The following is a 23,734-nucleotide window of genomic DNA, read 5'->3' as shown; positions in this document are numbered from 1 at the left end:
AAGGGGACCTGATGAGTACAGGGAACGAACGGTCGGCGGCCGGGGCGGTCGCCTACCGGGAAGTGTCGGACAGCAAGGGCCGCGTCTACCGCGTCGGCGAGACGGACCGGGATCTTCTGGGCCACTCGCGCAAACTCATGGTGTATCTGCCGTGGGTCGCGATGATGGCCATCAGCGTGTCGGAGTACGCATACGGTTCGGCCGAGGACACTCTCTCCTCGGCTCATGGGTGGACGCAGAGCAACACGTTCTGGATTCTGAGTGTCTGGGTCTTCTTCCAGGCGGGAATCGCCTTCCCCGCGGGCTGGATGCGGGAGAAGGGGATACTCAACGCCCGCCGCGCGACGGTTCTGGGCGCCGTTCTCTGTCTCGTCGGTTTCGTCGCACTCGCCCATCTCGACAATGTCTTCCTGGCGATCTGCGGTTTCGGCGTCATCGGCGGACTCGGCTCCGGCCTCGTCTACGCCACCTGTATCAACATGGTCGGCAAGTGGTTCCCCGAACGGCGTGGTGCGAAGACGGGGTTCGTCAACGGCGGGTTCGCCTATGGGTCGCTCCCCTTCATCTTCATCTTCAACTACGCCTTCGACACCTCCAACTGCGCCGAGGTGCTGGATCTGATCGGTGTCTATGTGCTGATCGCCGTGGTGATCTGCGCGTGGTTCTTCAAGGACCCGCCGAAGAACTGGTGGCCGTCGGAGATCGACCCGCTGCACTTCACGGGCGACCGGAGGAGCGCCCGGAGTCTGGCCAAGAACCCGCCCGCGGTGAAGCAGTTCACCCCGAAGGAGGCCATCAGGAGCGGCATGCTCCCGCTGATGTGGGTGGCCGTGGTCATCACCGCCGGGGTGTCGATATTCGGCATCTCCTTCCAGGTCGACTTCGCGAAGGAGGTGGGCTTCGGTCCACTGGTGGCGGCCACGTCCATGGGGCTGATGGCCGTGGTGAACGGCGTCGGCAGGGCGGTGGTGGGCTGGCTGTCCGATCTGTGGGGACGGAAGCTCACCCTGTTCTTCGTCATACTCGTCCTGGGTCTCGCGCAGTTCGGCGTGATCTGGGCCGGTGACATCCACAGCGAATGGCTGTTCCTGGTCTTCGCGTTCCTCTCCGGATTCGGCGGCGGTGCGTTCTACCCGATGTTCGCGGCCCTGACGCCGGACTACTTCGGAGAGAACTACAACGCCACCAACTACGGTCTGGTGTACAGCGGAAAGCTGGTCAGCGGACTGTTCGGCGGCGGGCTCGGGTCGACGGTGGTGGACGCCTGGGGGTACAACGGCGCGTACGCACTCGCCGGAGGGATCTCCATGGTGGCCGCGGTCATCGCACTGCTGCTGAGGCAGCCGGGGCGGCCACGCGCCGCCGACATCGCTCCGAACCCGCTGCCGGTCAGCAGGGAAGCCGTCTGATCCGGGCCGTCACCGGCGTACGGAACAGCGTGTACGGAACGGCGTGTACGGAACGGCGCAGCGCAGCAAGTGGCCCTCCGCGCGGCTCGGTCCGAGCTGCGCGGAGGGCCGCTGCCGGATACCGGCCATGCCTCCGGGATCCGGGTGTTCAGCCCTTCTCGCGCTGGTGGTAGCTCGTACGGGTGTGCTCCGTGTGCGCCTGCATGACCGATGTCGCGGCCGCCTCGTCCCGTGCCGAGATCGCCGCGATCAGTGCCCGGTGCTCGGTCCAGGACTGTTTGCCGCGCCGTCGGGCGACCGGCTGGTAGTACCAGCGCACCCGGCGGTCCACCTGGCCGGCCAGCTCCGACAGGACGACATTGCCGGCCAGTTCCATGACCTTGGCGTGGAACTCGGCGTTGGTCGCCACGGCCAGGTCCACGTCGTCGTCGGCGACCGCCCGCTCGCCCTTGGCGCACAGCTTCTCCAGCGCGGCGATTCCCGCGGACCCGGAGTTCGCCGCGGCCAGCCGTGCGGCCTCCGCCTCCAGAAGCGTACGGACCGAGAGCAGCTGGTCGGCCTCCTGCTCGGTGGGCTCGTGGACGAACGCGCCCTGCGCGGGCCGCAGATCGACCCACCCCTCGGTGTTGAGCCGCTGGAGTGCTTCGCGCACGGGCTGCCGGGAGACGCCGAGATGGCCGGCGAGTTCGCTCTCGACCAGATGCTGGCCCGGGGACAGCGCCCGTGTGGTGATGAGTTCGAGCAGCGCCTCGTACACCCGCTCACGCAGCGGTCCCGGCCGTTCGAGCTTCGGTACGGCCCCTTGCGGCAGTCCTGTGGACAACATCGCGGTCCCCCTTCTGACCCCGGAGGAGCCAGCGGCGTGTCGGCGTAGAGCAATTGGCTATCGTCTACAGTCTACCGAGCGCAACAGGCCGTAACCGAACTGCCCGGCCTCAGTGACGTACCCCTCACCGGCCGGCGGTGGTCACGGGCAGCGGACGACCTGTCCCGCGTACGAGAGGTTTCCGCCGAAGCCGAAGAGCAGGACCGGCGCGCCGGACGGGATCTCCCTCCGCTCCACCAGCTTGGACAGGGCCATCGGGATGCTGGCCGCCGATGTGTTGCCGGAATCGACCACATCACGGGCGATCACCGCGTTCACCGCACCGATCTTCGCGGCGAACGGCTCGATGATCCGCAGATTGGCCTGGTGCAGTACGACGGCCGCCAGCTCCTCGGGGGTGACACCCGCCTTCTCGCAGACCTTGCGGGCGATCGGCGGCAGCTGGGTGGTGGCCCAGCGGTAGACGGACTGCCCTTCCTGGGCGAAGCGCGGCGGTGTCCCCTCGATCCGTACGGCGTCCCCCATCCCGGGGACCGATCCCCACAGCACCGGGCCGATGGCGTCCTCCGCGCACGCCTCGATCACGGCGGCGCCTGCCCCGTCCCCCATCAGGACACAGCTGGAGCGGTCGGTCCAGTCGGCGATCTCGGTCATCTTGTCGGCGCCGATCACCAGGGCACGCCCTGCGGATCCGGCGCGTACCGCGTGGTCGGCGACGGCCAGGGCGTGGGTGAAACCCGAGCAGACGACGTTGACATCCATGGTCGCGGGCGAGCCCATGCCCAGCTTGGCGGCCACCCGCGCGGCCATGTTCGGCGAGCGGTTGATCGCCGTGGAGGTCGCGACGATGACCAGGTCGATCTCGCCCGGCGTGAGTCCTGCACCGGCGAGGGCCTTGGCTCCGGCCTGGGCAGCGAGTTCGTCCACCGGCTCGTCGGGTCCGGCGATGTGGCGGGTCTTGATGCCCACCCGGGTCCGGATCCATTCATCGCTGGTGTCGACAAGGGCGGCTACATCGTCGTTGGTGAGCACCTTGGCCGGCTGGTAATGGCCGAGTGCGGCGATGCGTGTTCCGGTCATGCCCGGGACCCCTCTGCTGCTGATGTCAGGAGCCCTCCAGTCTCGTCAGCGACTCACGGGTACGACGGCATGTAAAGCAACAGGATTCGGGCGTTCCTCTTGGAGGCTTCGGATCACTTCCGGGCGTGGACCGGGCAGCGGCGGCGGACAGGGAAGCGCGTCAGCACCCTTGTCGACCGAAGCCCGATACTGTAGACACTATTTTGTCGACAGAATATGAGCGCGGCGACCGGTCATGAGCACTCCGAGTGATCACCCGGTTTCCATCGGTACGTTCGACCGAACGGAGAGCCCTCGTGAAAGTCGCAGTTCTCGGCGCCGGAGCAATCGGCGCCTATGTCGGAGCGGCACTGCACCGCGCCGGCGCCGATGTCCATCTGGTGGCCCGTGGACCGCATCTGGCGGCCATGAGGCGGGACGGGGTGCAAGTCCTGAGCCCGCGCGGTGACTTCACCGCGCGGGTGCACGCCACGGACGACCCGGGAGCCATCGGCCCGGTCGACTATGTCTTCCTCGGTCTCAAGGCCACCTCGTACGCGGCGTGCGGGCCCCTCGTCGAGCCGCTGCTCCAGCGGCACACCGCACTGGTCGCCGCGCAGAACGGCATCCCCTGGTGGTACTTCCACCGGCACGGCGGCCCCCACGACGGCCATCGGATCGAGAGCGTCGACCCGGGCGGGGCGGTCAGCGCCGTCCTGCCACCGGAGCGCGCGGTCGGCTGCGTCGTGTACGCGGCGACGGAGCTGGCCGGGCCCGGGGTGGTCCGGCACCTGGAGGGGACCCGGTTCTCCATCGGCGAGCCGGACCGTTCGACGTCGCGGCGCTGCCTGGACTTCAGTGCCGCCATGACGGCGGGCAGCCTCAAGTGCCCCGTGGAGGGCGACCTGCGCAAGGACATCTGGATCAAACTGCTCGGCAACATCTCCTTCAATCCGCTGAGCGCCCTCACCCGGGCGACCATGCGTCAGATGTGCGTCCACCGCGACACCCGCCGGGTCATCGAGGTCATGATGGCCGAGACGCTCCAGGTCGCCACGGCGCTCGGCAGCCGCCCCGGCATCTCCATCGAGAGGCGGCTGGCCGGCGCGGAGCGGGTGGGCGACCACAAGACCTCCACGCTCCAGGACCTGGAGAAGGGCAAGCCGCTCGAACTCGACGTGCTGCTCGCGGCGGTGGTCGAGCTGGCCGGGGTGACCGGGGTGCCGGTGCCCACGCTGCGGACCGTGCACGCCATGGCGGACCTGCTGAGCCGGTCGACGACGGCCGCACCGGCCACATCCGCTCCGACGAGCGCGACCACCACAGCCGGCTGATCCGGCCCGGCCGGAACGCAAATCCCTTGCGAGGGTCTTCCGTTCGGCCGGCGCCTACAGGATACTGTATGCAATTGGGCGCTGAATCATCGCTGATCATCTCCATGAGGAGCGCAGGCGTGAAGAAGCGAGACCGAACCCCGAAGACCTACGCCCGGCTCACCCACCCCCTGGTGCGCGACAGTAACGGCGCACTGCGCAGGGCCAGTTGGGACGAGGCGCTGGAGCGGGCCGCGGAGGGATTCCGGGCGGCGCGCGGCGCCTTCGGGATGTTCTCCTGCTCCCGGGCCACCAACGAGATGAACTATGTGGCGCAGAAATTCGCCCGGGTCGTGATGGCCACCAACAACGTCGACTCCTGCAACCGCACCTGCCACGCACCCAGTGTCGCGGGGCTGTCGGCGGCGTTCGGATCCGGCGGCGGCACCTCGTCGTACGGAGAGGTCGAGCACACCGACCTGATCCTGATGTGGGGCTCCAACGCGCGGTTCGCCCATCCGATCTTCTTCCACCATGTACTGAAGGGGATCAGGAACGGCGCCCGGATGTACGCGGTCGACCCGCGCCGCACGTCGACCGCCGAGTGGGCGGAGAGCTGGCTGGGGCTGAACGTCGGCACCGACATCCCGCTGGCGCACGCCGTGGGCCGCGAGATCATCCACGCGGGCCTGCACAACAGGGCGTTCATCGACCGGGCCACGACGGGGTTCGACGCGTACGCCGCCGAGGTCGAGCCCTGGACGCTCTCCGCCGCCGAGCAGGTCACCGGCGTACCGGCGGAGGCGATCCGCGACCTGGCGCACGCCTACGCACGCGCCGAGCGGGCCCAGCTGTGCTGGACGCTGGGGATCACGGAGCATCACAACGGCACCGACAACGTACGGGCGTTGATCAACCTCTCGCTGCTGACGGGGCACGTCGGCCGGTACGGCTCGGGCGTACAGCCGCTGCGCGGGCAGAACAACGTGCAGGGCGGCGGCGACATGGGAGCCATCCCCGACCGGCTGCCCGGCTTCCAGGACATCCTGGAACCGGCCGTCCGCAGCAAGTTCGAAGCCGCCTGGGGCACGGTCATCCAGCCTTCGTACGGTCTCAATCTGACCCGGATGTTCGAGGCGATGGAGAGCGGCGACCTGAGGGCCGTCTACTGCGTCGGAGAGAATCCGGCGCAGTCTGAGGCCGACAGCGAACAGGCCATGGACCGGCTGCGGCGGCTCGACTGCCTGGTCGTGCAGGACATCTTCCTGACGAGGACCGCTGAACTGGCCGACGTCGTTCTGCCGACGACCGCCGCCTGGTGCGAGACCGAAGGCACCACGACCAGCAGTGAACGGCGGGTGCAGCGGGTGCGCAAGGCGGTCGGCCCGCCCGGCGAGGCGCGTGAGGACATCGAGATCATCTGTGACCTCGCCGGTCGGCTCGGCCATCCCTGGAAGTACGCCGACGCGGAGTCCGTCTGGAACGAGCTGCGGTCGGTCTCCCCCCAGCACTGGGGCATGACGTACGAGCGGCTGGAGGAGCACCAGGGCATCCAGTGGCCGTGCCCGGACACCGGGAAGCTCGAACCGCCTTTCCTGCACGCCAGGTTGTGGGAGCCCGATCCGGGACGGCGGGGGCGGCCGGCGCCGTTCGGAATCGTCCGGCACGACCCGCCGGTCGATCTCACCGATGAGGGCTTCCCGATCCGGCTGACGACCGGGCGGCGGCTCGACTCGTACAACACCGGTGTGCAGAGCGGCAGTTTCGCCTCGCCGCTGCGGCGGGGCGAGTACATCGAGCTCTGCCCCGAGGACGCCGCGGCGTACGGGGTGGAGGCGGACGAGGAGGTACGGATCGCCTCACGGCGCGGTTCGGTGGTCGCCCCGGTGTGGATCGACCCCGGTCTGCGCCCCGGTCTTGCCTTCATGACGATGCACTTTCCGGACGAGGTCGACACCAACCAGCTCACCATCGAGGCGAACTGCCCGATCGCCGGCACGGCCGAGTTCAAGGCGTCGGCCGTCCGGATCGAGAAGCTGTCCGCCGCGGCCGTGCCGGACAGCGTCGCGGCTGTGAGGAGCTGACGCAGTGGACCTGCACTTCGGTGACTGCAAGCCGACCGACGAGGAGCGGGAGGCGGTCGACGCACTGCTCGGACCACCCGCTTCGGCCTGGGAGGGCGGGGCGGAACGCGGGGAGGCAGATCTGCGCTGGGCGGTCGGCGGCCGGGCCGCACGCGAGCGGCGCGATCTGCTGCTGCCGGCTCTCCACGCGGTCAACGACCGGACGGGCTGGATCAGCGAGGGGGCGCTGGACTATGTGTGCCGCAGGCTGACCGTGCCGCCCGCCGAGGCGTACGGGGTCGCCACGTTCTACGCGATGTTCGCGGTCCGGCCCCGGCCGGCGACAGTGGTGCACGTCTGTACGGACCTGGCCTGCGCGGTGAACGGATCGGCGGGGCTCCGCGCGGGGATCGAGGAACGCCTGGGCGCCGCCGGCATGGCCGCCGGAGGTGTCACCTGGCAGCCGAGTCCGTGTCTGGGGCTGTGCGAGCGGGCTCCGGCGGCGCTGGTGCTGCGGGCCGGTGAACCCGCGCCCGCGCCCGGGACGGAGGGACCATCTGACGGGCGCGGCGCCCTGCGGCGCCGGGCCTCCGCCGTGGTCGCTCCCGCCACCGCCGAGGGTGTCGCGTCGGCCGCCGGAGCTCCGGAGGCGGCCCCATCCGAGCCGTCCGCCGCCATGGCCGTACCGCAGGCCGGACAGGACGGGCTGATCCTCCTGCGGCGGGTCGGCGTCGCCGATCCGGCCTCGCTGGACGACTACCGCGCGCACGGCGGCTACTCCGCCCTGCGCCGGGCCTTCGCCCTCGGTCCGGCGGGGGTGATCCGCGAGGTGACCGACGCCGGGCTCGCCGGACGCGGCGGCGCCGCCTTCCCCACCGGCCGCAAATGGCAGGCCACCGCGGCCCAGCCGGACCATCCGCACTATCTCGTCTGCAACGCGGACGAGTCCGAACCGGGCACGTTCAAGGACCGGGTGGTGATGGAGGGCGACCCGTACGCCCTGATCGAGGCCATGACCATCGCCGGGTACGCGACGGGCGCCCACCGGGGATACCTCTACATCCGCGGCGAGTACCCGTCGGCCGTGGCCCGGCTGGAACACGCCATCGGCCGGGCCAGGTCCCGCGGCTTCCTCGGCGATGACGTCCTGGGGCAGGGGTACGCGTTCGACATCGAACTGCGGCGCGGCGCGGGCGCGTACATCTGCGGCGAGGAGACCGCCCTGTTCAACTCGATCGAGGGCTACCGGGGCGAGCCGCGGTCCAAGCCTCCCTTCCCGGTCGAGAAGGGCCTTTTCGGGAAGCCGACGGCGGCCAACAACGTCGAGACACTGGTCAATGTGGGGCCCATCCTGACGATGGGGGCCGAGGCCTACGCCGCGATCGGTACGGAGAGTTCCACCGGGCCGAAGCTCTTCTGCGTCTCGGGGCGGGTGGCACGGCCGGGGGTCTACGAACTGCCGTTCGGTGCGACCCTCGGCGAGCTGCTGGATCTTGCGGGCCGGCCGGAGTCCCTGCGGGCCGTGCTGCTGGGCGGAGCCGCGGGCGGCTTCGTAGGCCCGGACGAGCTGGACATCCCGCTCACCTTCGAGGGGACCCGCGCGGCCGGGACGACACTCGGTTCCGGTGTCGTCCTCGTCATCGACGACACCGTCGAGCTGCCCCGGATCCTGCTGCGGATCGCGGAGTTCTTCCGTGACGAGTCGTGCGGTCAGTGCGTGCCCTGCCGGATCGGGACCGTACGGCAGGAAGAGGCGCTGCACCGGTTGCTCGACCGCGGCGGGGCCGGCGCAGCCGCCGATGTGGCGCTGCTGCGCGAGATCGGGCAGGCGATGAAGGACGCGTCGATCTGCGGGCTCGGGCAGGCGGCCTGGAGCGCCGTCGAGTCCGCGATCGACCGCCTCGGCGTCTACGGAACACCCGTGTACGGAACACCGCAGCAGGGATCAGAGGCCGGGCAGGGACCGAGGGGTGACACATGACCGCCGTACCGCTGCAGCCGCCGAGGCGGCTCATCGAATTCAGCCTGGACGGGCAGGACACCCGGGTTCCCGAGGGTTCCACGATTCTGGAGGCGTGCCGGGCGGCCGGAAAGGACATTCCGACGCTCTGCGAGGGCGACACGCTCACCCCCAAGAACGCCTGCCGGGTGTGTGTGGTCGAGGTCGAGGGCGCCAGGACCCTGGCACCGGCCTGTTCGCGCCGGGCGGAGCCCGGTATGGCGGTGCGGACGGACACCGGTCGCGCCCGGCACAGCCGGAAGACCGTCCTCGAACTACTGGCATCGGCGACAGACCTCTCCACCACTCCGCGCGCCGCCGAATGGATCAAGGAGTACGGTGCCGAGCCGGGCCGTTTCGGGACGGATGCGGCGCGGCTCAATGAGGAACCGAAGGTCGACAATGACCTGTACGTCCGCGACTATGACAAATGTATCCAGTGCTACAAGTGTGTGGACGCCTGCGGTGACCAGTGGCAGAACACGTTCGCGATCTCGGTGGCGGGCCGTGGCTTCGACGCCCGTATCTCCACCGAGCACGACGCACCGCTCACCGGTTCGGCGTGTGTGTACTGCGGCAACTGCATCGAGGTGTGCCCGACCGGGGCGCTCAGTTTCAAGTCGGAGTTCGACATGCGCGAGGCGGGGACCTGGGACGAGTCGGCGCAGACGGAGACGACCACGGTCTGCGCCTACTGCGGGGTGGGCTGCAACGTCACCCTCCATGTCCAGGAGAATGAGATCGTCAAGGTCACCTCGCCGCACGACAACCCGGTGACCCACGGCAACCTGTGCATCAAGGGCCGCTTCGGCTTCCAGCACGTATCGCAGCGCTGACCGCAGCAGTACTGATCGCCGCAGCTCTGATCACCGCCGTACCGATCGAAGAGTAGGACTGATTCCCATGGGCCGGGTCACCGAACGCCGCCGCACCATCCGTATCCGGGACGGAGCGGTGACGACCCGCCCCGACACCCTGGTGGCCGAGGAGCCGCTGGAGATCCGGCTGAACGGCAAGGCTCTCGCCATCACCATGCGCACCCCGGGCGACGATTTCGCGCTGGCCGCCGGCTTCCTGGTCAGCGAGGGCGTGCTCGGTTCGGCGGACGAGCTCCAGTCGATCGTGTACTGCGCGGGGGCCACCGCCGACGGCTCGAACACGTACAACGTGGTGGACGTCAGGCTGGCGCCGGGCGTCGAGCTCCCGGACATCACGCTGGAACGCAATGTGTACACCACCTCGTCGTGCGGGCTCTGCGGCAAGGCCAGCCTGGACGCGGTCCGGACCACCGCGCGCTTCCCGATCGCCGACACTCCCCCGGTCCGGGTGGAACCCGATGTGCTCGCCGTCCTCCCCGACCGGCTGCGGGCGGCACAGCAGGTGTTCGACCGGACCGGGGGTCTGCACGCGGCCGCGCTCTTCACGCCGGAGGGCGAACTGCTGGACATACGCGAGGACGTGGGCCGCCACAACGCGGTGGACAAGCTGGTCGGCCGGGCCCTGCAGAACGGCCTGCTCCCGCTCTCGCAGGTTGTTCTCCTGGTCTCCGGCCGCGCCTCATTCGAACTGGCCCAGAAGGCGGTGATGGCGGGAATCCCGGTCCTCGCCGCCGTGTCCGCCCCGTCCTCGCTGGCCGTCGACCTGGCCGCCGAGTCCGGCCTGACCCTGGTCGGTTTCCTCCGTGGCTCGTCCATGAACGTGTACGCGGGTGACGAGCGGGTCGCCCTGCACTCCGGGGTCTGACACGCCCCGCGGCACGGGTCGGCGGACCGGCCGGCGGGGAGCGCCCCCTGCGCCGGCCGGCCCCGGGCCCGCCCGTCCGCGGCCGCGCCTCGAAGGGAGGCGGCGAGCGCTGTCGCTGTGCCGTACGGCGGCAGTACGGTCAGGGGCATGACCCGCCAGCCGTCCGCAGCCCAGCGCCGGGCGATCCGCACCGCCGACGCCGAGTCCGGACTGCTCCGGGGCCCCGCGGCGGCGCTGGCCTCGCTGGTCACCCAGGGTCTCGCGCTGCGCCACCCACGGCCCCCGCACCGGCACTATCTGACGCCGGCCGGACAGCGGCTGCGGGAACGGCTGGCCGCCGAGCCGGTCAGGCTGGTCCCGCCGCCGGACCCGGACCCCGCACCGGCGCCGGGATCCGGGGCCGGGGAGCCGACCGGCATCTTCCAGACCCGCACCGCCACCGGGGACACCGGAGCCCCGGCCGATCCGGACCCCCTGCGGGAACGCGAGGTGCGCAGCGCCTGGGCGGGTCTGGTCGAGATGCGCCGGGTCACCAACCCGGACCGCTCGGTGGAGCGGCCGTGCGACTGGGAGCGTACGCATCTGACGCAGGCCGCCGCCCTCGCCCTGGAGGCGGGCTGCTGCCGCGGCTATCTGGTGAGCGAGTCGGCGCAGCCCCAGGCGGTCCGGGTGGACGGTCCGGACTCCCGGGCGTACGCCGAAACGCTGGAGCGTGCGGGCTGGCAGACCTCGGCACATGCGGACCGGCGGGCGGGCGCGGCCTATCTGCTGGCCTCACCGCGGCGCGTCTGACCGCCCGGGGACCACCTCTGCGGGATCACTTCTGGGAGATCACTTCTGGGGGATCACGTTTCCTTGCCGGCCGTGCCGTCGGGCGCGTGCACGATCCGGGTGAGCAGTGCGGTGAGCTGGGCCCGTTCGGCCGGATCGAGCGGCGCGAGCAGTTCGTCGTTGGCGGCGTCGCCCAGCTCCTCCAGACGGCGCAGCGCGGTGCGCCCCGGGGGCGAGACGGCGATCGCGTTCTTCCGCCGGTCCGCGGGGTCGGCGGTGCGGGTGACCATGCCCTTGTCCTGGAGTTCGTTGAGCACCGTGACCATGTCCTTGGGGTCGATGCGCACTGTACGGCCCAGCTCCGCCTGGGACACGGGTCCGAGCGCGGCGACGGCGGTCAGCACCACATGGTGCGGCAGCCGCATCCCCTCACCGGCGAACGAGTCGGCGAGCAGCCGGTGTCCGCGGGCCGCTGCCCGGCCGAGCAGCCAGCTGGGGAGAGCGGTGATCCGGGCGAGGGCGGGAGGGGTGTCGGGAGTCATGAGGAAACCCTAGCGCGAAACCATTGGGCCTCCCAACGAAAATCAGATACCGTTGGGGCTCCCAACGACATCACTCCCACGACACCGCTCCCCCACGACTTCTGGAGGCACCCATGCGCCGTGTTCGGTACGACAGGAACGGCGGGCCGGACGCCCTGTACCTGGAGGACGTTCCCGCCCCCGAACCCGGACCCGGCGAACTCCTGGTGCGCTCGGAGGCAATCGGCGTGACCCTGCCGACCGTACGGAAAGTGCGCGAGGGCAGTGAACCCGCGCCGCTGGGCGGGGAGATCGCGGGCACCGTCGTCGCCGTCGGGGCCGGGGCCGGCGGCTTCTCGGCCGGCGACCGGGTGACCGGGCTCTGCTTCGCCGGTTCCTATGCGGACCTCGCCGTCCTGGCAGAGCCGTTCGCCACCAGGATCCCGGAGCACGCGAGCGCGGTGGACGCCGTGGCCCTGGTGCGCAGCGGGCTGGTGGCGCGGGGCGCGCTGGCTGCCGCCAGGACCCGCCCCGGCGAATCGGTGCTGGTGACAGCCGCGGCGAGCGGCGTCGGCCATCTGGCGCTCCAGCTCGCCCGGCTGGACGGTGCCGCCCGGGTGGTCGCCGCCACCGGCTCGCCGGAGAAGTCGGAATTCCTGCGGGGGCTCGGCGCCGACGCGGTGGTGACCTACGACGCCCCGGACTGGGGCGAGCCGGTGGACGTCGTCGTGGACGGGGTCGGCGGAGCGCTGCTCACCCCGGCGGTCGCGGCCCTCGCGCCGAACGGACGGCTGGTCGCGTTCAGTTCGGGTGGCGGCACCCTTCAGGCGTACGACCTGCTGACCGGCGCCAAGTCGGTCATCGGGTTCCAGATGGCGCTCATCGCCAGGAACGAGCCCGAGCTGTACGCGAGGTGGTGCGCCGAACTGTGGGAGCTGCACCGCACCGGGCAGCTGCGGGCCGCCGTACACGCCGAGGTCCCGCTCGAAGAGGCCGCGCGCGCCCACCGGTTCATCGAATCCCGTGCCAATCTCGGCAAGGTGGTGCTGGTCACGTCATAGCGGTCTGGGCGGATTCGGCCTGCACGGCCTCTTCGGGCAACGGGTCGCGCGAGCGGCGCTTGGCGATCACCGCGCAGACCATCAGCTGCATCTGGTGGAAGAGCATCAGCGGCAGCACCGCCAGCGAGGCCTGTGCGCCGAACAGCACGCTCGCCATGGGCAGTCCGGCCGCCAGGCTCTTCTTCGACCCGGCGAACTGGATGGCGATCCGGTCACCACGGGCGAAGCCGAGCCGCTTGGCCCCGTACCAGCTCAGGGCGAGCATGACGGCGAGCAGCACCGCCTCGGCCCCGAGCAGCCCCAGCAGCCGGACGAAGCTCACCTGGTGCCAGACGCCGCGCACCATGCCCTCGCTGAACGCGGCGTAGACGACCAGCAGGATCGAGCCCCGGTCGACATAGCCGAGAACCTTCTTGTGCCGTACGAGGAAGCCGCCCACCCAGCGGCGCAGCAACTGCCCCGCCACGAAGGGCACCAGCAGTTGCAGCACGATCTTCAGCAGGGAGTCCGCGGAGAAACCGCCCCCGCTGCTGCCCAGGACCAGCGCCGCGAGCACCGGGGTCACCACGATGCCGGCGAGCGAGGAGAAGGAGCCGGCGCAGATCGCCGCGGGCACATTGCCGCGGGCGATCGAGGTGAAGGCGATCGACGACTGGATGGTCGACGGCACCAGGCAGAGGAAGAGCAGCCCGTTGTAGAGCTGCGGCGTCAGGACGAACGGTACGAGTCCCTTCGCTGCCAGACCGAGCAGCGGGAACGCGACGAAGGTGCAGGCCAGGACGGTGAGATGGAGCCGCCAGTGCTTCAGCCCCTCGACCGCCTCGGCGGTGGAGAGCCGGGCGCCGTAGAGGAAGAAGAGCAGGGCCACCGCTCCGGTCGACGCACCCCCGGCCACATCGGCCGCCGTGCCGCGGGCCGGCAGCAGCGCCGCCACGGCGACCGTGCCGATCAGAGCCAGGATGTACGGATCGATCGGCAGCCAGGACGGAAACTGCATCTTGCGGCGGCTCATGTTCTCCACTTGCTCTCGGGGTGCGGAACGTGCCCTCTCCATCGTCCACGCGATATCCATGATCGGGAATCCTGCATACCACTCTGACTGACATCACGATGCGCGATAACCTATGGATCATGTACGACCCCGCGCAGCTGCGTACCTTCCTCACCGTGTCGCAGACCCTGAGCTTCACCCAGGCGGCCCACCGCCTGGGGCTGCGCCAGTCGACGGTGAGCCAGCATGTCCGCCGGCTTGAGGACGCGACGGGCCGGATGCTCTTCACCCGGGACACCCACAGCGTGGAGCTGACCGAGGACGGCGAGGCGATGCTCGGCTTCGCCCGGACGATCCTTCAGGGGCACGAGCGGGCGGCGGCGTTCTTCGCGGGCACCCGGCCGCGCGGCAGGCTGCGGTTCGGCGCGTCGGAGGACTTCGTACTGACGCGGCTGCCGGAGATCCTGGAGTCGTTCCGCACCGAGCACCCCGAGGTGGATCTGGAGCTCACCGTCGGCCTCTCCGGCATCCTGCACGAGCAGCTGGCGGCGGGCGCGCTCGATCTGGTGCTCGCCAAGCGGCGCAACGGGCACAGCCACGGCGAGCTGGTCTGGCGCTCCGCCCTCACCTGGATCGGCGCCCCCCGGCTGCGCATCGACCCCGATCGCCCGCTCCCGCTGATCCTCTTCCCGCCGCCCGGCATCACCCGCGCCCGTGCGCTGGAGGTGCTGGAGGAGGACGGCCGCGCCTGGCGCATCGCCTGTACGAGCACCAGCCTCAGCGGACTGATCGCGGCGGCCCGCGCGGGCCTCGGCATCATGGCGCACACCCGCGGCCTGATCCCGCCCGGCCTCACCCAGGTCCCGGCCAGGGCCGGGCTGCCCGACCTCGGGGACGTGGACTTCGTCCTGCTGCACGGCCGTGCGGGCGGAAGCGCCCAGGAGGCAGCCGACGCACTGGCGTCGGCGATCCTGGCGGGCGCCGACCGGCTGCACCACCAGGCCTAGGGGCTGTCGTCAAAGTGCCGTCGTTGCCCGAAGGGCAGCCGCGCGGCGTCTGGTGCGTGCGATCGCAAGGCGCCGGAATGTTCTCGCAGCGGAGCTACTAGGGCATTTCGGCAACGCCGCGAGCGTGCGTGCCAGACGCCGCGCGGCAGGCGGCACTTTGACGACAGCCCCTGGGGGCTGTCCGGGGCCTGGCCCGATCCGCCGGACAGCCCCTAGTAGGGCTTTGTTACGTCTCTAGGCAAGTGGGCGCGTTGGTGGTTTCCTGCTGGTATGAGGGCGAATGAACTCGCAGCGTGCCGGGGCCGGTTGGAGGAGTTCGCTGGGGAGGTGTTCGCGCCTTTGGCGCGTGCTGATCAGCGGGTGAAGGGCGGGCTGTATCTGCGGGGTCTGTTGCTGGACGGGCGTCGGAAGTCGATGCAGCCGATGGCCGGGCGACTCGGGGTGGACCATCAGCAGTTGCAGCAGTTCATGACGTCGTCGACCTGGCCGGTGGACACGGTTCGTGCCGGATTGGCCCGCCGGGCGGTGGCGGTGGTGCGTCCGCAGGTGTGGGTGGTGGACGACACCGGGTTCCCGAAGGACGGGACGTCCTCGCCCGGGGTAGCCAGGCAGTACTCCGGCACCCTGGGCAAGGTCGGGAACTGCCAGATCGGGGTCAGCGTCCACGCCGCGTCCGACACCGCGTCGTGCCCACTGTCCTGGCGTCTGTTCCTGCCCGGCAGCTGGGACGGGGCCGAAGCTGCCGGCCGTCGGGCCCGCTGCCGCATTCCTGATGAGCAACAGCACCGGCCGAAGTGGCGGCTCGCGCTGGACATGCTCGACGAACTGGCGGCCTTGGGGTTGCGGCCCGCGGTGCTGGTCGCGGACGCCGGCTACGGAGCGAACGCCGACTTCCGCCACGGCCTGGAGGACCGCGGCCTCGCCTACGCCCTGCAGGTCAAGGGCGAGATGACCGCCCATACCGAATCGGCCGTGCCACACCAGCCGCCCTACGGCGGGCTCGGACCGCGTCCGCTGCCCCGCTACCGGACCCGGCCCATCAGCCTGCGCGAACACGTCCTGGCCGCCGGACGTGCACGAGCGGTCACGGTCACCTGGCGCAAGGGCTCCAAAGCAGCCATGTCCGCCCGCTTCGTGTTCCTGCGCGTCCGCCTAGCCGGCCGCCGCCCGAAACCCGCCCCGGACGGTGCCATCGCTCTTCGGTGGTTGATCGCGCAGTGGCCCGAAGGGGAGAACGAGCCGGTCAAGTACTGGATTTCCAACCTTCCGGCCGACATTCCGGCCCGGGACCTCGTCCGCCTCGCGAAACTACGGTGGCACATCGAACACGACTACCGCGAGCTGAAAACGACGCTCGGACTCGACCATTTCGAGGGCCGCTCATTCACCGGCTGGCACCGCCACGTCACCCTCGTCACCGCCGCCCACCTCTTCCTGACCGAACAGCGGTCCTCCCCAAAAGCCCCTGCCAGGGCCTGACCCTCTACCAGGCCCTGGCACTCCTCCAACACCTGTTAGCCACCTGGACCGGAACCTGCCCCACCTGCCGACAACCCACCCCATGGCAGACCTACGACACCACCTAACAAAGCCCTACTAGGCAGTGTCTTCAAATGATCACCGCTGGTGGATCATGGTGTCGTGATACGTCGCCATGAACTGTCGGATGCCGAGTGGGAGTTCGTCCGGCCCCTGCTGCCCAGGCCGCTGCGGGGTAGGAAGCGGCTGGACGATCGCATGGTGCTCAACGGGATCGTGTGGAAGTTCCGGACGGGGGTGGCCTGGCGGGATGTGCCCGACCGGTACGGTCCGTGGGCCACACTGCACACCCGGTTCCGGCGGTGGGCTCTGGACGGAACGTTCGAGCGAATGCTGCAGGCCGCCCAGGCCGGGGCGGACGCGGACGGGGACGTCGACTGGCTCGTGTCGGTCGACTCCACCGTCGTCCGCGCCCACCAGCACGCCGCCGGGGCACGAAAAGGGGGCTCCGCAGCCCCGCACTCGGACGTTCCCGAGGTGGCCTGACCAGCAAAATCCATCTGGCCTGCGACGGTGCCGGCCGTCCGCTCGCTTTCACGCTCACGGGCGGCAACACCAATGACTGCACCCAGTTCACTGCGGTGATTGAAGCGATACGAGTGCCTCGCATCGGCCCGGGGCGGCCCCGAGTACGACCCTCCCACGTGCTGGGCGACAAGGGCTACAGTTCCCGGGCCATCCGCACCTGGCTGCGACGACGCAGCATCGGTCACACCATCCCCGAGCGGGCCGACCAGGTCCAAAACCGGCTCCGGCGCGGCAGTCGCGGCGGGCGCCCACCGGCCTTCGACAAGCAGCGCTACAAGCAGCGAAACGTGGTGGAACGCTGCTTCAATCGGCTGAAGCAGTGGCGCGGCATCGCCACTCGCTACGACAAGACCGCGGAGTCCTTCCATGCAGCCGTCACTCTCGCGTCGCTCCTGATGTGGGCGTGATGTTCTGACGGTGAACGCCGGGTCATCAGAGATGGAGCTCCGTCTCCCAGGCATCGAAGGGCGGCTCGACCCGATAGCTCGGGTCGCAGCACACTCGGACCCACTGCGCGACCCGGTACTGCGCGTCTCCGTCGTTCAGCACCATGCCGTCGGTGTCGATTTGCAGCACATTGCTATAGATCGCGAAGACCTGTTCCAACGAGGAGCCGGAGTGAAAAACGGTCGAGCGATAGTCAAACCCTTCGAGCAGGTCCAGGTCGAGGGTGCCGTTCGCCAAGTAGAAAGCGAAGAGCCGGAGCGAAGCGCGCACGTCGACAGAAAGATGTTCCACCAAGGCATCATGCTCAGCTACCGCGCCATCTTGGCAAGATCTTTGAAGACACTGCCTAGGAGACCGTGCGGCCGGTGAGCCGCTCCTCGTACGTGAGCTGCTTGACCCGGCGCAGCATCGGTGTGCACTCCACATGCTGGACCCCTTCCAGCCGGCCGAGGCGTGCGCTCACATACGCGTACAGCTCGGGGGTGTCGCGGCACACCACCACCGCGAACAGATTGCACGGCCCCGAGACGGCGCTCGCGGTGGCCACTTCCCGGTGGGTCGCCAGCGCCCGCCCGACGGAGTCCAGGGCCGAAGGAGCCGCGGTGATCCACAGCAGGGCCGCGATCCCGTACCCGAACTGCTCGGAGTCGAACTGCACATCGACGAAGAGCGTGCCGGAGCCCAGCAGCTGGTCGAGCCTGCGGCGCACCGCCGACTCCGAACGGCCGGTCGCCTTCCGGAGTTCGGCGAAAGTGGCGCGGCCGTCGCGTTCGAGCGCGGCGACCAGCGGTTCGTCGTCCGCGGTGATGCCGGAGTCCGTGATGGCGGCGCCATCCGTCCGCCCGGCCCCGGACGGCCGGAGCGCCGCCACCTGTGCGTCGGTCAGGGCGCGGCTCTTGCCGAGCCAGCCGGCGGGGCCGCCGTAGAAGCGGTGCAGCAGCTGGTGGGCCCTGATCTCGGTGATGCTCGGGGTGCGCGGCAACTTGCCGAGCAGCAGCTCCTCGTGTTCGCCGCGGGTGCGCGCGCTGGTCTGGCCGACGACTTCCGTACCGCCCGACGTGAGTCCGATCCAGGCGGTGTCGGGGCGCCGGGCGAGCGCCCTGGCGATCGAGTCGGCGGCGTCGGGCGCACAGCGCAGCCGGAGCATCCAGGTGTCCTGGCCGAGGCTCGCTGCGTCACGGACCCCGACCACCCGCAGACCGCCTTCGGTGTGCAGCCGCCGGTACCGGCGGGCGACCGTCTGGTCGGAGACACCGAGCACGCCCGCGAGTCGGCTGAAAGAGACACGTGCGTTGACTTCGAGCCCGTGCAGCAGCTGGAGGTCGAGCTCGTCGAAGTCATGCGATTCCACCCGGATCTCGCCTCCTGATGTCGGGTTCCGGCGAATATCCGGCTGTGGTTAACGGATCCCGCCGTACTTCACCGATCGTACGGGTGACCGGAAACAGTACGGACCACCGGTCGTGGAACACGGGCACACCGGGAGAGAACGAATGCGTAAGTGGGGGCCGCTCATAGCGGTCTGTCTGGGCACCTTCATGCTGCTGCTCGACGTGACGATCGTGATCGTGGCACTGCCCGACATGGCGGGTTCGCTGCATGCGTCGCTCTCGGATCTCCAGTGGGTGATCGACATCTATGCGCTCGCGCTCGCCGCGCTGCTGCTCGGCGCGGGGGCGGCGGCCGATGTCACGGGGCGGCGCAGGCTGTACGCGGCGGGCACCGCGCTGTTCGCGCTGGCGTCACTGGCCTGCGGCCTCTCGACAAGTCCGGCGATGCTCATCGCGATGCGCGGGCTGCAAGGGGTGGGCGGCGCTGCCATGTTCGCGACGACCCTCTCACTGCTCGGCGCCGCCTACCAGGGGCGGGACCGCGGCGTCGCGCTCGGGGTGTGGGGCGCGGTGAGCGGCGCCGCCGCGGCCATCGGCCCGGTGCTCGGCGGGGTGCTGACGCAGTCGCTGGACTGGCGGTGGATCTTCTTCGTCAATCTGCCGGTGAGCGCGGCGGCCATCTGGATCACGCTGCGTACGGTCACCGAGTCGCAGCGGCAGACCGACCGCAAGGTCGACTGGGCCGGTACCGCGGCCTTCGCGGTGTTCGCCGGGGCCCTGACGTTCGCCGTGGTGCGCGCGGACACCGTGGGCTGGATCTCCGGACGTACCGGGGCCGCCGTGGCCGTCGCCGTGGTGGCGCTGGCCGCGTTCGTGGTCGTCGAACGGCGTGCCGCCCATCCGCTGCTCGACCTGGGGCTGCTGCGCCGGCCGTCGTTCGCCGTGGTGATGGTGGGCGCGCTGGCCTTCAACGCGGCCGCCTTCGGCGTGCTGCCCTACACCTCGATCTGGCTCCAGACGCTGCTCGGGATGAGCCCGGTACGGGCGGGGCTCGCCGTACTGCCGCTGGCCGTGGCCTCCTTCGTGGTGGCGGCGCTCGGTGGCCGGCTGCTGCACGGCAGGTCGCCCCGGCTGGTGATCGGCGGTGGTCTTGTCCTCATCGGGGCAGGGGCGCTGGCCCAGGCCACGCTGGACGCGGGGTCGGACTGGACCGGTCTGTCGGCCGGACTCGTGCTGGCCGGGATCGGGGTCGGCCTGGTGTCGCCGGCGCTCGCGGGCGCGGCGCTCGCCTCCGTACCGCCGCGCAACGCGGGTATGGCGGGCGGCGCGGTCAACACCTTCCGCCAGCTCGGGTTCGCGCTGGGCGTCGCGGTGTTCGGCACCGTGCTCACCTCGCGGATGGAGGCGGCGCTGCCCGGCCCCTCCGCGCAGGCGCACACCGCCGCCCATGTCCTGGCGGGCGGCGGAGCGTCCGCGCTGCGCTCCCGGATCCCGGATGCGACGCTGCACAGCGCCTTCGCGTCGGGGCTCAACGGCGCCGCGCTCATCGCGGGCATCCTGGGCCTGGTGGCCGGGATCGCCGTACTGGCCTTCCTGCGGCCCGCGCCGGCCGCGCCCGCGCCGGTGGTGCGCACCGAGGAGCCGGAGGTCGCCGCGGCCCGGTGACCCTGGCCCGTCCCGGGACAGCACACGGCAACGCGGAGGGTGCCCGAACGAGTCGTTCGGGCACCCTCCGCGTTGTCCCCGGCTTCTGCATTTTCCGGCCACCTCGTGACCGTCCGTCACCACAGGTGACACCCCCGCGGTCACAGCGGGATCACAGCGACGTCACGGGACGCTGCCGCCGACGGAACGTGCGGCCCACATGACCTCCGCAGGTCACAGGGGTTGAGCGGCCTCCGTGCCTTCTCCGTACAGATTCGGTGGAGATTCCACCTCGCGGAACTTACCGTTCGGTCAGGAGGGTGCCCAACACTTCGCCATCTGGGTACATTTCACCTGCTGGGCCCCTCCAGAGCCTCGCGATATCCCCACATTCCGGTCACCGGACCCCTCTCCCGCCGGAACTCGCGTTGGGGTAGCGTCACGGCGCTGTGCGGAGCGTCACATAGGAGCAGGTCATTTTGCGCGAGTTCACTGTCCCACCCATAGTGACGGCGCCCCAGGTCGGCGGACTGGCGGACGTCGTGTTCGAGCACGCCGAAGATGATCCCCACCGGTCTGCCCTCGGCCGGAAGGAGGACGGGCGCTGGTACGACATGTCGTCCGGCGAGTTCCGCGACCAGGTGCTCGCGCTCGCCAAAGGGCTGCTCGCCGACGGAGTGCGCTTCGGCGACCGTGTCGCGATCATGTGCCGGACCCGCTACGAGTGGACGCTCTTCGACTTCGCCCTCTGGGCCGTGGGCGCCCAGCCGGTGCCCGTGTACCCGACGTCGTCCGCCGAGCAGGTCTTCTGGATGCTGTACGACTCCGAGGTCAGCGCCTGCATGGTCGAGCACGAGGACCACGCCATGACCATCGGCTCGGTGATCGACCGGCTGCCCAATCTGCGCAGACTCTGGCAGCTGGACGCGGGCGCGCTGGAGGAACTGCTGGCCGCGGGCGTCGGCATCGACGACGAGGTGGTGCACCGCCACCGGCGGGCCGTGACCCCGGTGTCCGTCGCCACGGTCATCTACACCTCCGGCACCACCGGCCGCCCCAAGGGCTGCGTGATCACCCACGCCAATCTGATGTACGAGGCGGACACCATGGTCGCCCGCTGGGAGCCGGTGTTCCGCTCCAAGCGCGGCGAGACCTCGTCCACCCTGCTCTTCCTGCCGCTCGCCCATGTCTTCGGCAGGATGGTCGAGGTCGCCGCCATCCGCGGCCGGGTCAAGCTGGGCCACCAGCCCGAGCTGGCGGCCCGCGCGCTGCTGCCCGATCTCGCCGCCTTCCGGCCGACGTTCATCCTCGCCGTGCCCTACATCTTCGAGAAGGTCTTCAACGCCGCACGCCGCAAGGCCGAGACCGAGGGGAAGGCGGGGCCCTTCGACAAAGCCGTCGAGGTGGCGGTGCGCTATGCGGAGGCCCTGGAGCACAAGGCGTTCGGGCTGGGCCCTGGCCCCTCGGCGAGCCTGCGGATGCAGCACCAGTTCTTCGAGAAGGTCGTCTACGCGAAGGTGCGCGCGGCGATGGGCGGCCGGGTGCGGCACGCGATGTCCGGCGGCTCGGGGATGGACCGGCGGCTGGGTCTGTTCTACGAGGGCGCCGGTGTCTCGATCTACGAGGGGTACGGGCTCACCGAATCGACGGCGGCGGCCACCGCCAACCCGCCCGAGCGCACCCGCTACGGCACGGTCGGCCAGCCGATCCCCGGCAACACCGTGTACATCGCCGACGACGGCGAGGTGTGGGTGCGCGGCCTGAACGTGTTCGGCGGGTACCTCAACTCCCCCAAGGCGACCGACGACGTACTCCACGAAGGCTGGCTCTCCACCGGCGACCTGGGCTCGCTGGACGACGACGGTTATCTCACGATCACCGGCCGCAAGAAGGAGATCCTGGTGACCTCCGGCGGCAAGAGCGTGTCACCGGCGGGGCTGGAGGAGCGGGTACGGGGCCATCCCCTGGTCGGACAGTGCCTGGTCGTGGGCAACGACCGGCCGTACATCGCGGCGCTGGTCACGCTCGACCAGGAGGCGGTCGCCCACTGGCTCTCCCTCCACGGCAAACCGCAGATGTCCCCGGCCGCCCTGGTGCGTGATCCGGAGCTGGAGACCGAGGTCCGGCGGTCGGTGGTGGCGGCGAACACCCTGGTGTCGCAGGCCGAGTCGATCAGGACGTTCCGGATCCTCGCCCATCAGTTCTCCGAGGAGCACGGTCTGCTCACCCCGTCGCTGAAACTCAAGCGCAAGGCGATCGAGACGGCGTACAGCGAAGAGGTCGAGGCGCTCTACCGCTGAAGACCGGACAGGACGCGCGCCGTCAGGAGGGGTACGGCGGGGCGGCGGACAGCGGGGGCCGGCCCCCGCCGCCGGCCGCCCCGGCCGCCCCCACCCCGTCCCCCGCTCTCAGCCCGTGTACTTGACGGCGATCTTGGTGAAGGCGTACGGCGACTGGGTGATCCCGCTGCACGCGTCCGAGTCGCTCCCGGACCCGCACTGGCGGTCCCGGTTGACCGCCCAGAAGGCGAACCGCGCGATGTGGTGCTGCTGTGCGTACCCGAGGATCGTGTTGAAGTCCCCGGTGGTGACGGTCTCGTCGGCGTCGTCCGTCTTCCCGTTCATCGACGAGACACCGATGTGCCGGTACGCGGTGGCGTCGTCGTAGCCGTACGCGCTCTTGACCGCCGCCTTGAGACCGTCCATGGCCCCGACCGTCGCCTGGCCCATCGAGCCGCTGTGGCCGCCGAAGTCGAACGGCATGATCACCCAGGCGTCGTTGTCCAGTCCGGCCGCCGCGCCCTTCTTGATGAGGTCCTTGCCGGTGGCGTCGGGACCGCTCGGGGTCGTGCCCATCGTCACGTACGTCAGGATGCCGGCGTTCTTCGACTTGACGATCTTCAGCGCGTCGACGACGCGCCGGCGGACCGTGCTGTTCGTGAACTCGGTGTCCTCGATGTCGATGTCGAGCGCCTTGAGGCCGTAGGCGTCGATCACCTTCTGGTAGGCACCCGCCAGGGCCGACGCACTGGAGCACTTCTCGCCGAGCTTGTTGCCGCTCCAGCCGCCGACCGAGACGACGACATCGCCACCCTTCGCCCGGATCGCCTTGATGGCGGTCTCGTCGGAGCCGCCCTTCAGCGCCCGGTCACCGTCCCACTTCGGGTTGCAGCCGCCGTCGGAGAGGACGAAGGCGAGGGTGAACCACTTCACGCCGGTCGCCGCCATCACATCCGCCGGTTTCTGCGGGCTGCCCCAGCCGAGGTATTCGTACGGGGCAGCCGCCATGGCGCCGGCGGCTGCCGCCGGGGCGGTGGACCGCGCGGCGCTGGCCGCAGGGGCAAGCGCGACGAGGGAGACCAGGCCGAGGGCCGCTGCGGGTACCGCCGTGACTCTGCGCATGTGGGGGTGGTCCTCTCGGAACAGTGTTAGGAAACTTTCCTGACCGACACCGCATATCAGCGGGCGGGACACTGGTTGTCA

At 70.2% G+C, this 23,734-nt stretch carries 19 protein-coding genes and 1 pseudogene; 13 read left to right on the top strand and 7 right to left on the bottom strand.

All coding sequences use genetic code 11. From position 1 onward, the window contains the following. Positions 1 to 11: 11 nt before the first annotated feature. The gene (locus tag OHB13_RS31610) at positions 12 to 1,409 is read left to right on the top strand and encodes an OFA family MFS transporter (protein WP_266851294.1); all 1,398 of its coding nucleotides are present in this window, start codon (positions 12 to 14) and stop codon (positions 1,407 to 1,409) included. Between the two features lie 148 nt (positions 1,410 to 1,557). Here OHB13_RS31610 and OHB13_RS31605 read toward each other — a convergent pair whose 3' ends face one another. Together OHB13_RS31605 and OHB13_RS31600 are read right to left on the bottom strand one after the other, a co-directional pair. Then, positions 1,558 to 2,235: a GntR family transcriptional regulator gene (locus OHB13_RS31605; RefSeq protein ID WP_266851295.1), complete on the bottom strand. Its 678-nt coding sequence runs from the start codon at positions 2,233 to 2,235 to the stop codon at positions 1,558 to 1,560. A gap of 141 nt (positions 2,236 to 2,376) precedes the next feature. After that, positions 2,377 to 3,315 (bottom strand): beta-ketoacyl-ACP synthase III, encoded by a 939-nt coding sequence (locus OHB13_RS31600; RefSeq protein WP_328379346.1) that lies wholly within the window; start codon positions 3,313 to 3,315, stop codon positions 2,377 to 2,379. A gap of 296 nt (positions 3,316 to 3,611) precedes the next feature. On the opposite strand from OHB13_RS31600, the gene OHB13_RS31595 reads away from it, so the two are divergent. The 6 genes from OHB13_RS31595 to OHB13_RS31570 all read left to right on the top strand — a co-directional run bounded on the left by OHB13_RS31595 (position 3,612) and on the right by OHB13_RS31570 (position 11,204). Then, on the top strand, positions 3,612 to 4,628 hold the full coding sequence (locus tag OHB13_RS31595) for a 2-dehydropantoate 2-reductase (RefSeq protein WP_328379345.1): 1,017 nt from the start codon (positions 3,612 to 3,614) through the stop codon (positions 4,626 to 4,628). Between the two features lie 104 nt (positions 4,629 to 4,732). Further along, a complete protein-coding gene (locus OHB13_RS31590) occupies positions 4,733 to 6,691 on the top strand; it encodes a molybdopterin oxidoreductase family protein (protein ID WP_328380436.1) in 1,959 nt (652 codons plus the stop codon). Between the two features lie 4 nt (positions 6,692 to 6,695). After that, entirely contained in the window at positions 6,696 to 8,651 is a 1,956-nt protein-coding gene (locus tag OHB13_RS31585) for an NAD(P)H-dependent oxidoreductase subunit E (protein WP_328379344.1), read from the top strand. Beyond that, entirely contained in the window at positions 8,648 to 9,505 is an 858-nt protein-coding gene (locus OHB13_RS31580; protein ID WP_328379343.1) for a 2Fe-2S iron-sulfur cluster-binding protein, read from the top strand. Before OHB13_RS31585 ends, OHB13_RS31580 begins: the two co-directional genes overlap by 4 nt. A gap of 67 nt (positions 9,506 to 9,572) precedes the next feature. Next, positions 9,573 to 10,412 (top strand): formate dehydrogenase accessory sulfurtransferase FdhD, encoded by an 840-nt coding sequence (gene fdhD / locus OHB13_RS31575; protein WP_328379342.1) that lies wholly within the window; start codon positions 9,573 to 9,575, stop codon positions 10,410 to 10,412. 147 nt (positions 10,413 to 10,559) lie between these two features. Beyond that, complete coding sequence (locus OHB13_RS31570; protein WP_328379341.1) at positions 10,560 to 11,204, top strand: hypothetical protein; 645 nt, start codon at positions 10,560 to 10,562, stop codon at positions 11,202 to 11,204. A gap of 53 nt (positions 11,205 to 11,257) precedes the next feature. Here OHB13_RS31570 and OHB13_RS31565 read toward each other — a convergent pair whose 3' ends face one another. Continuing rightward, positions 11,258 to 11,725, bottom strand: coding sequence for a MarR family winged helix-turn-helix transcriptional regulator (locus OHB13_RS31565; RefSeq protein WP_328379340.1), 468 nt, complete (start codon positions 11,723 to 11,725; stop codon positions 11,258 to 11,260). Positions 11,726 to 11,838: 113 nt separating this feature from the next. Here OHB13_RS31565 and OHB13_RS31560 point away from each other — a divergent pair, with 113 nt between their 5' ends. Further along, positions 11,839 to 12,765 (top strand): quinone oxidoreductase family protein, encoded by a 927-nt coding sequence (locus OHB13_RS31560; RefSeq protein ID WP_328379339.1) that lies wholly within the window; start codon positions 11,839 to 11,841, stop codon positions 12,763 to 12,765. On the opposite strand, the gene OHB13_RS31555 is transcribed toward OHB13_RS31560, so the two are convergent. Next, positions 12,755 to 13,777, bottom strand: coding sequence for a bile acid:sodium symporter family protein (locus OHB13_RS31555; RefSeq protein WP_328379338.1), 1,023 nt, complete (start codon positions 13,775 to 13,777; stop codon positions 12,755 to 12,757). The two genes, OHB13_RS31560 and OHB13_RS31555, sit on opposite strands and share 11 nt — an antisense overlap. A 119-nt stretch (positions 13,778 to 13,896) precedes the next feature. On the opposite strand from OHB13_RS31555, the gene OHB13_RS31550 reads away from it, so the two are divergent. The 3 genes and pseudogenes from OHB13_RS31550 (at position 13,897) to OHB13_RS31540 (ending at position 17,237) form a co-directional block, all read left to right on the top strand. Beyond that, a complete protein-coding gene (locus OHB13_RS31550; protein WP_266851316.1) occupies positions 13,897 to 14,763 on the top strand; it encodes a LysR substrate-binding domain-containing protein in 867 nt (288 codons plus the stop codon). A 270-nt stretch (positions 14,764 to 15,033) separates the two neighbouring features. Further along, positions 15,034 to 16,242, top strand: coding sequence for an IS701 family transposase (locus OHB13_RS31545; RefSeq protein ID WP_328378665.1), 1,209 nt, complete (start codon positions 15,034 to 15,036; stop codon positions 16,240 to 16,242). Between the two features lie 165 nt (positions 16,243 to 16,407). Further along, positions 16,408 to 17,237, top strand: a pseudogene (locus tag OHB13_RS31540) (IS5 family transposase). A 25-nt stretch (positions 17,238 to 17,262) separates the two neighbouring features. Here the strand turns inward: OHB13_RS31540 and OHB13_RS31535 are convergent. Together OHB13_RS31535 and OHB13_RS31530 are read right to left on the bottom strand one after the other, a co-directional pair. Further along, positions 17,263 to 17,568 carry a DUF7677 family protein gene (locus OHB13_RS31535; protein ID WP_328374641.1) on the bottom strand — a complete coding sequence of 102 codons (306 nt, stop codon included), beginning with the start codon at positions 17,566 to 17,568 and terminating at the stop codon, positions 17,263 to 17,265. A 55-nt stretch (positions 17,569 to 17,623) separates the two neighbouring features. Continuing rightward, positions 17,624 to 18,634: an Lrp/AsnC family transcriptional regulator gene (locus OHB13_RS31530; protein ID WP_328380435.1), complete on the bottom strand. Its 1,011-nt coding sequence runs from the start codon at positions 18,632 to 18,634 to the stop codon at positions 17,624 to 17,626. A gap of 136 nt (positions 18,635 to 18,770) precedes the next feature. Here OHB13_RS31530 and OHB13_RS31525 point away from each other — a divergent pair, with 136 nt between their 5' ends. Next, positions 18,771 to 20,273: an MFS transporter gene (locus OHB13_RS31525; protein ID WP_328379337.1), complete on the top strand. Its 1,503-nt coding sequence runs from the start codon at positions 18,771 to 18,773 to the stop codon at positions 20,271 to 20,273. A gap of 458 nt (positions 20,274 to 20,731) precedes the next feature. Then, on the top strand, positions 20,732 to 22,552 hold the full coding sequence (locus OHB13_RS31520; RefSeq protein WP_328379336.1) for an AMP-dependent synthetase/ligase: 1,821 nt from the start codon (positions 20,732 to 20,734) through the stop codon (positions 22,550 to 22,552). Between the two features lie 108 nt (positions 22,553 to 22,660). Here OHB13_RS31520 and OHB13_RS31515 read toward each other — a convergent pair whose 3' ends face one another. Then, positions 22,661 to 23,653 carry a chitinase gene (locus OHB13_RS31515; protein ID WP_328379335.1) on the bottom strand — a complete coding sequence of 331 codons (993 nt, stop codon included), beginning with the start codon at positions 23,651 to 23,653 and terminating at the stop codon, positions 22,661 to 22,663. Positions 23,654 to 23,734: the final 81 nt, after the last annotated feature.

This window comes from Streptomyces sp. NBC_00440, assembly GCF_036014215.1.
Lineage (GTDB): Bacteria > Actinomycetota > Actinomycetes > Streptomycetales > Streptomycetaceae > Streptomyces.
The sequence above is the reverse complement of the archived record's forward strand: the minus strand, read 5'-3'. Positions and strand labels throughout refer to the sequence as shown.

Coding starts and splice junctions, on each gene's coding strand:
- OHB13_RS31610 (WP_266851294.1), top strand. CDS start 12: ATGAGTACAGGGAACGAACGGTCGGCGGCCGGGGCGGTCGCCTACCGG.
- OHB13_RS31605 (WP_266851295.1), bottom strand. CDS start 2,235: ATGTTGTCCACAGGACTGCCGCAAGGGGCCGTACCGAAGCTCGAACGG.
- OHB13_RS31600 (WP_328379346.1), bottom strand. CDS start 3,315: ATGACCGGAACACGCATCGCCGCACTCGGCCATTACCAGCCGGCCAAG.
- OHB13_RS31590 (WP_328380436.1), top strand. CDS start 4,733: ATGAGGAGCGCAGGCGTGAAGAAGCGAGACCGAACCCCGAAGACCTAC.
- OHB13_RS31580 (WP_328379343.1), top strand. CDS start 8,648: ATGACCGCCGTACCGCTGCAGCCGCCGAGGCGGCTCATCGAATTCAGC.
- fdhD (WP_328379342.1), top strand. CDS start 9,573: ATGGGCCGGGTCACCGAACGCCGCCGCACCATCCGTATCCGGGACGGA.
- OHB13_RS31570 (WP_328379341.1), top strand. CDS start 10,560: ATGACCCGCCAGCCGTCCGCAGCCCAGCGCCGGGCGATCCGCACCGCC.
- OHB13_RS31565 (WP_328379340.1), bottom strand. CDS start 11,725: ATGACTCCCGACACCCCTCCCGCCCTCGCCCGGATCACCGCTCTCCCC.
- OHB13_RS31560 (WP_328379339.1), top strand. CDS start 11,839: ATGCGCCGTGTTCGGTACGACAGGAACGGCGGGCCGGACGCCCTGTAC.
- OHB13_RS31555 (WP_328379338.1), bottom strand. CDS start 13,777: ATGAGCCGCCGCAAGATGCAGTTTCCGTCCTGGCTGCCGATCGATCCG.
- OHB13_RS31550 (WP_266851316.1), top strand. CDS start 13,897: ATGTACGACCCCGCGCAGCTGCGTACCTTCCTCACCGTGTCGCAGACC.
- OHB13_RS31545 (WP_328378665.1), top strand. CDS start 15,034: ATGAGGGCGAATGAACTCGCAGCGTGCCGGGGCCGGTTGGAGGAGTTC.
- OHB13_RS31525 (WP_328379337.1), top strand. CDS start 18,771: ATGCGTAAGTGGGGGCCGCTCATAGCGGTCTGTCTGGGCACCTTCATG.
- OHB13_RS31515 (WP_328379335.1), bottom strand. CDS start 23,653: ATGCGCAGAGTCACGGCGGTACCCGCAGCGGCCCTCGGCCTGGTCTCC.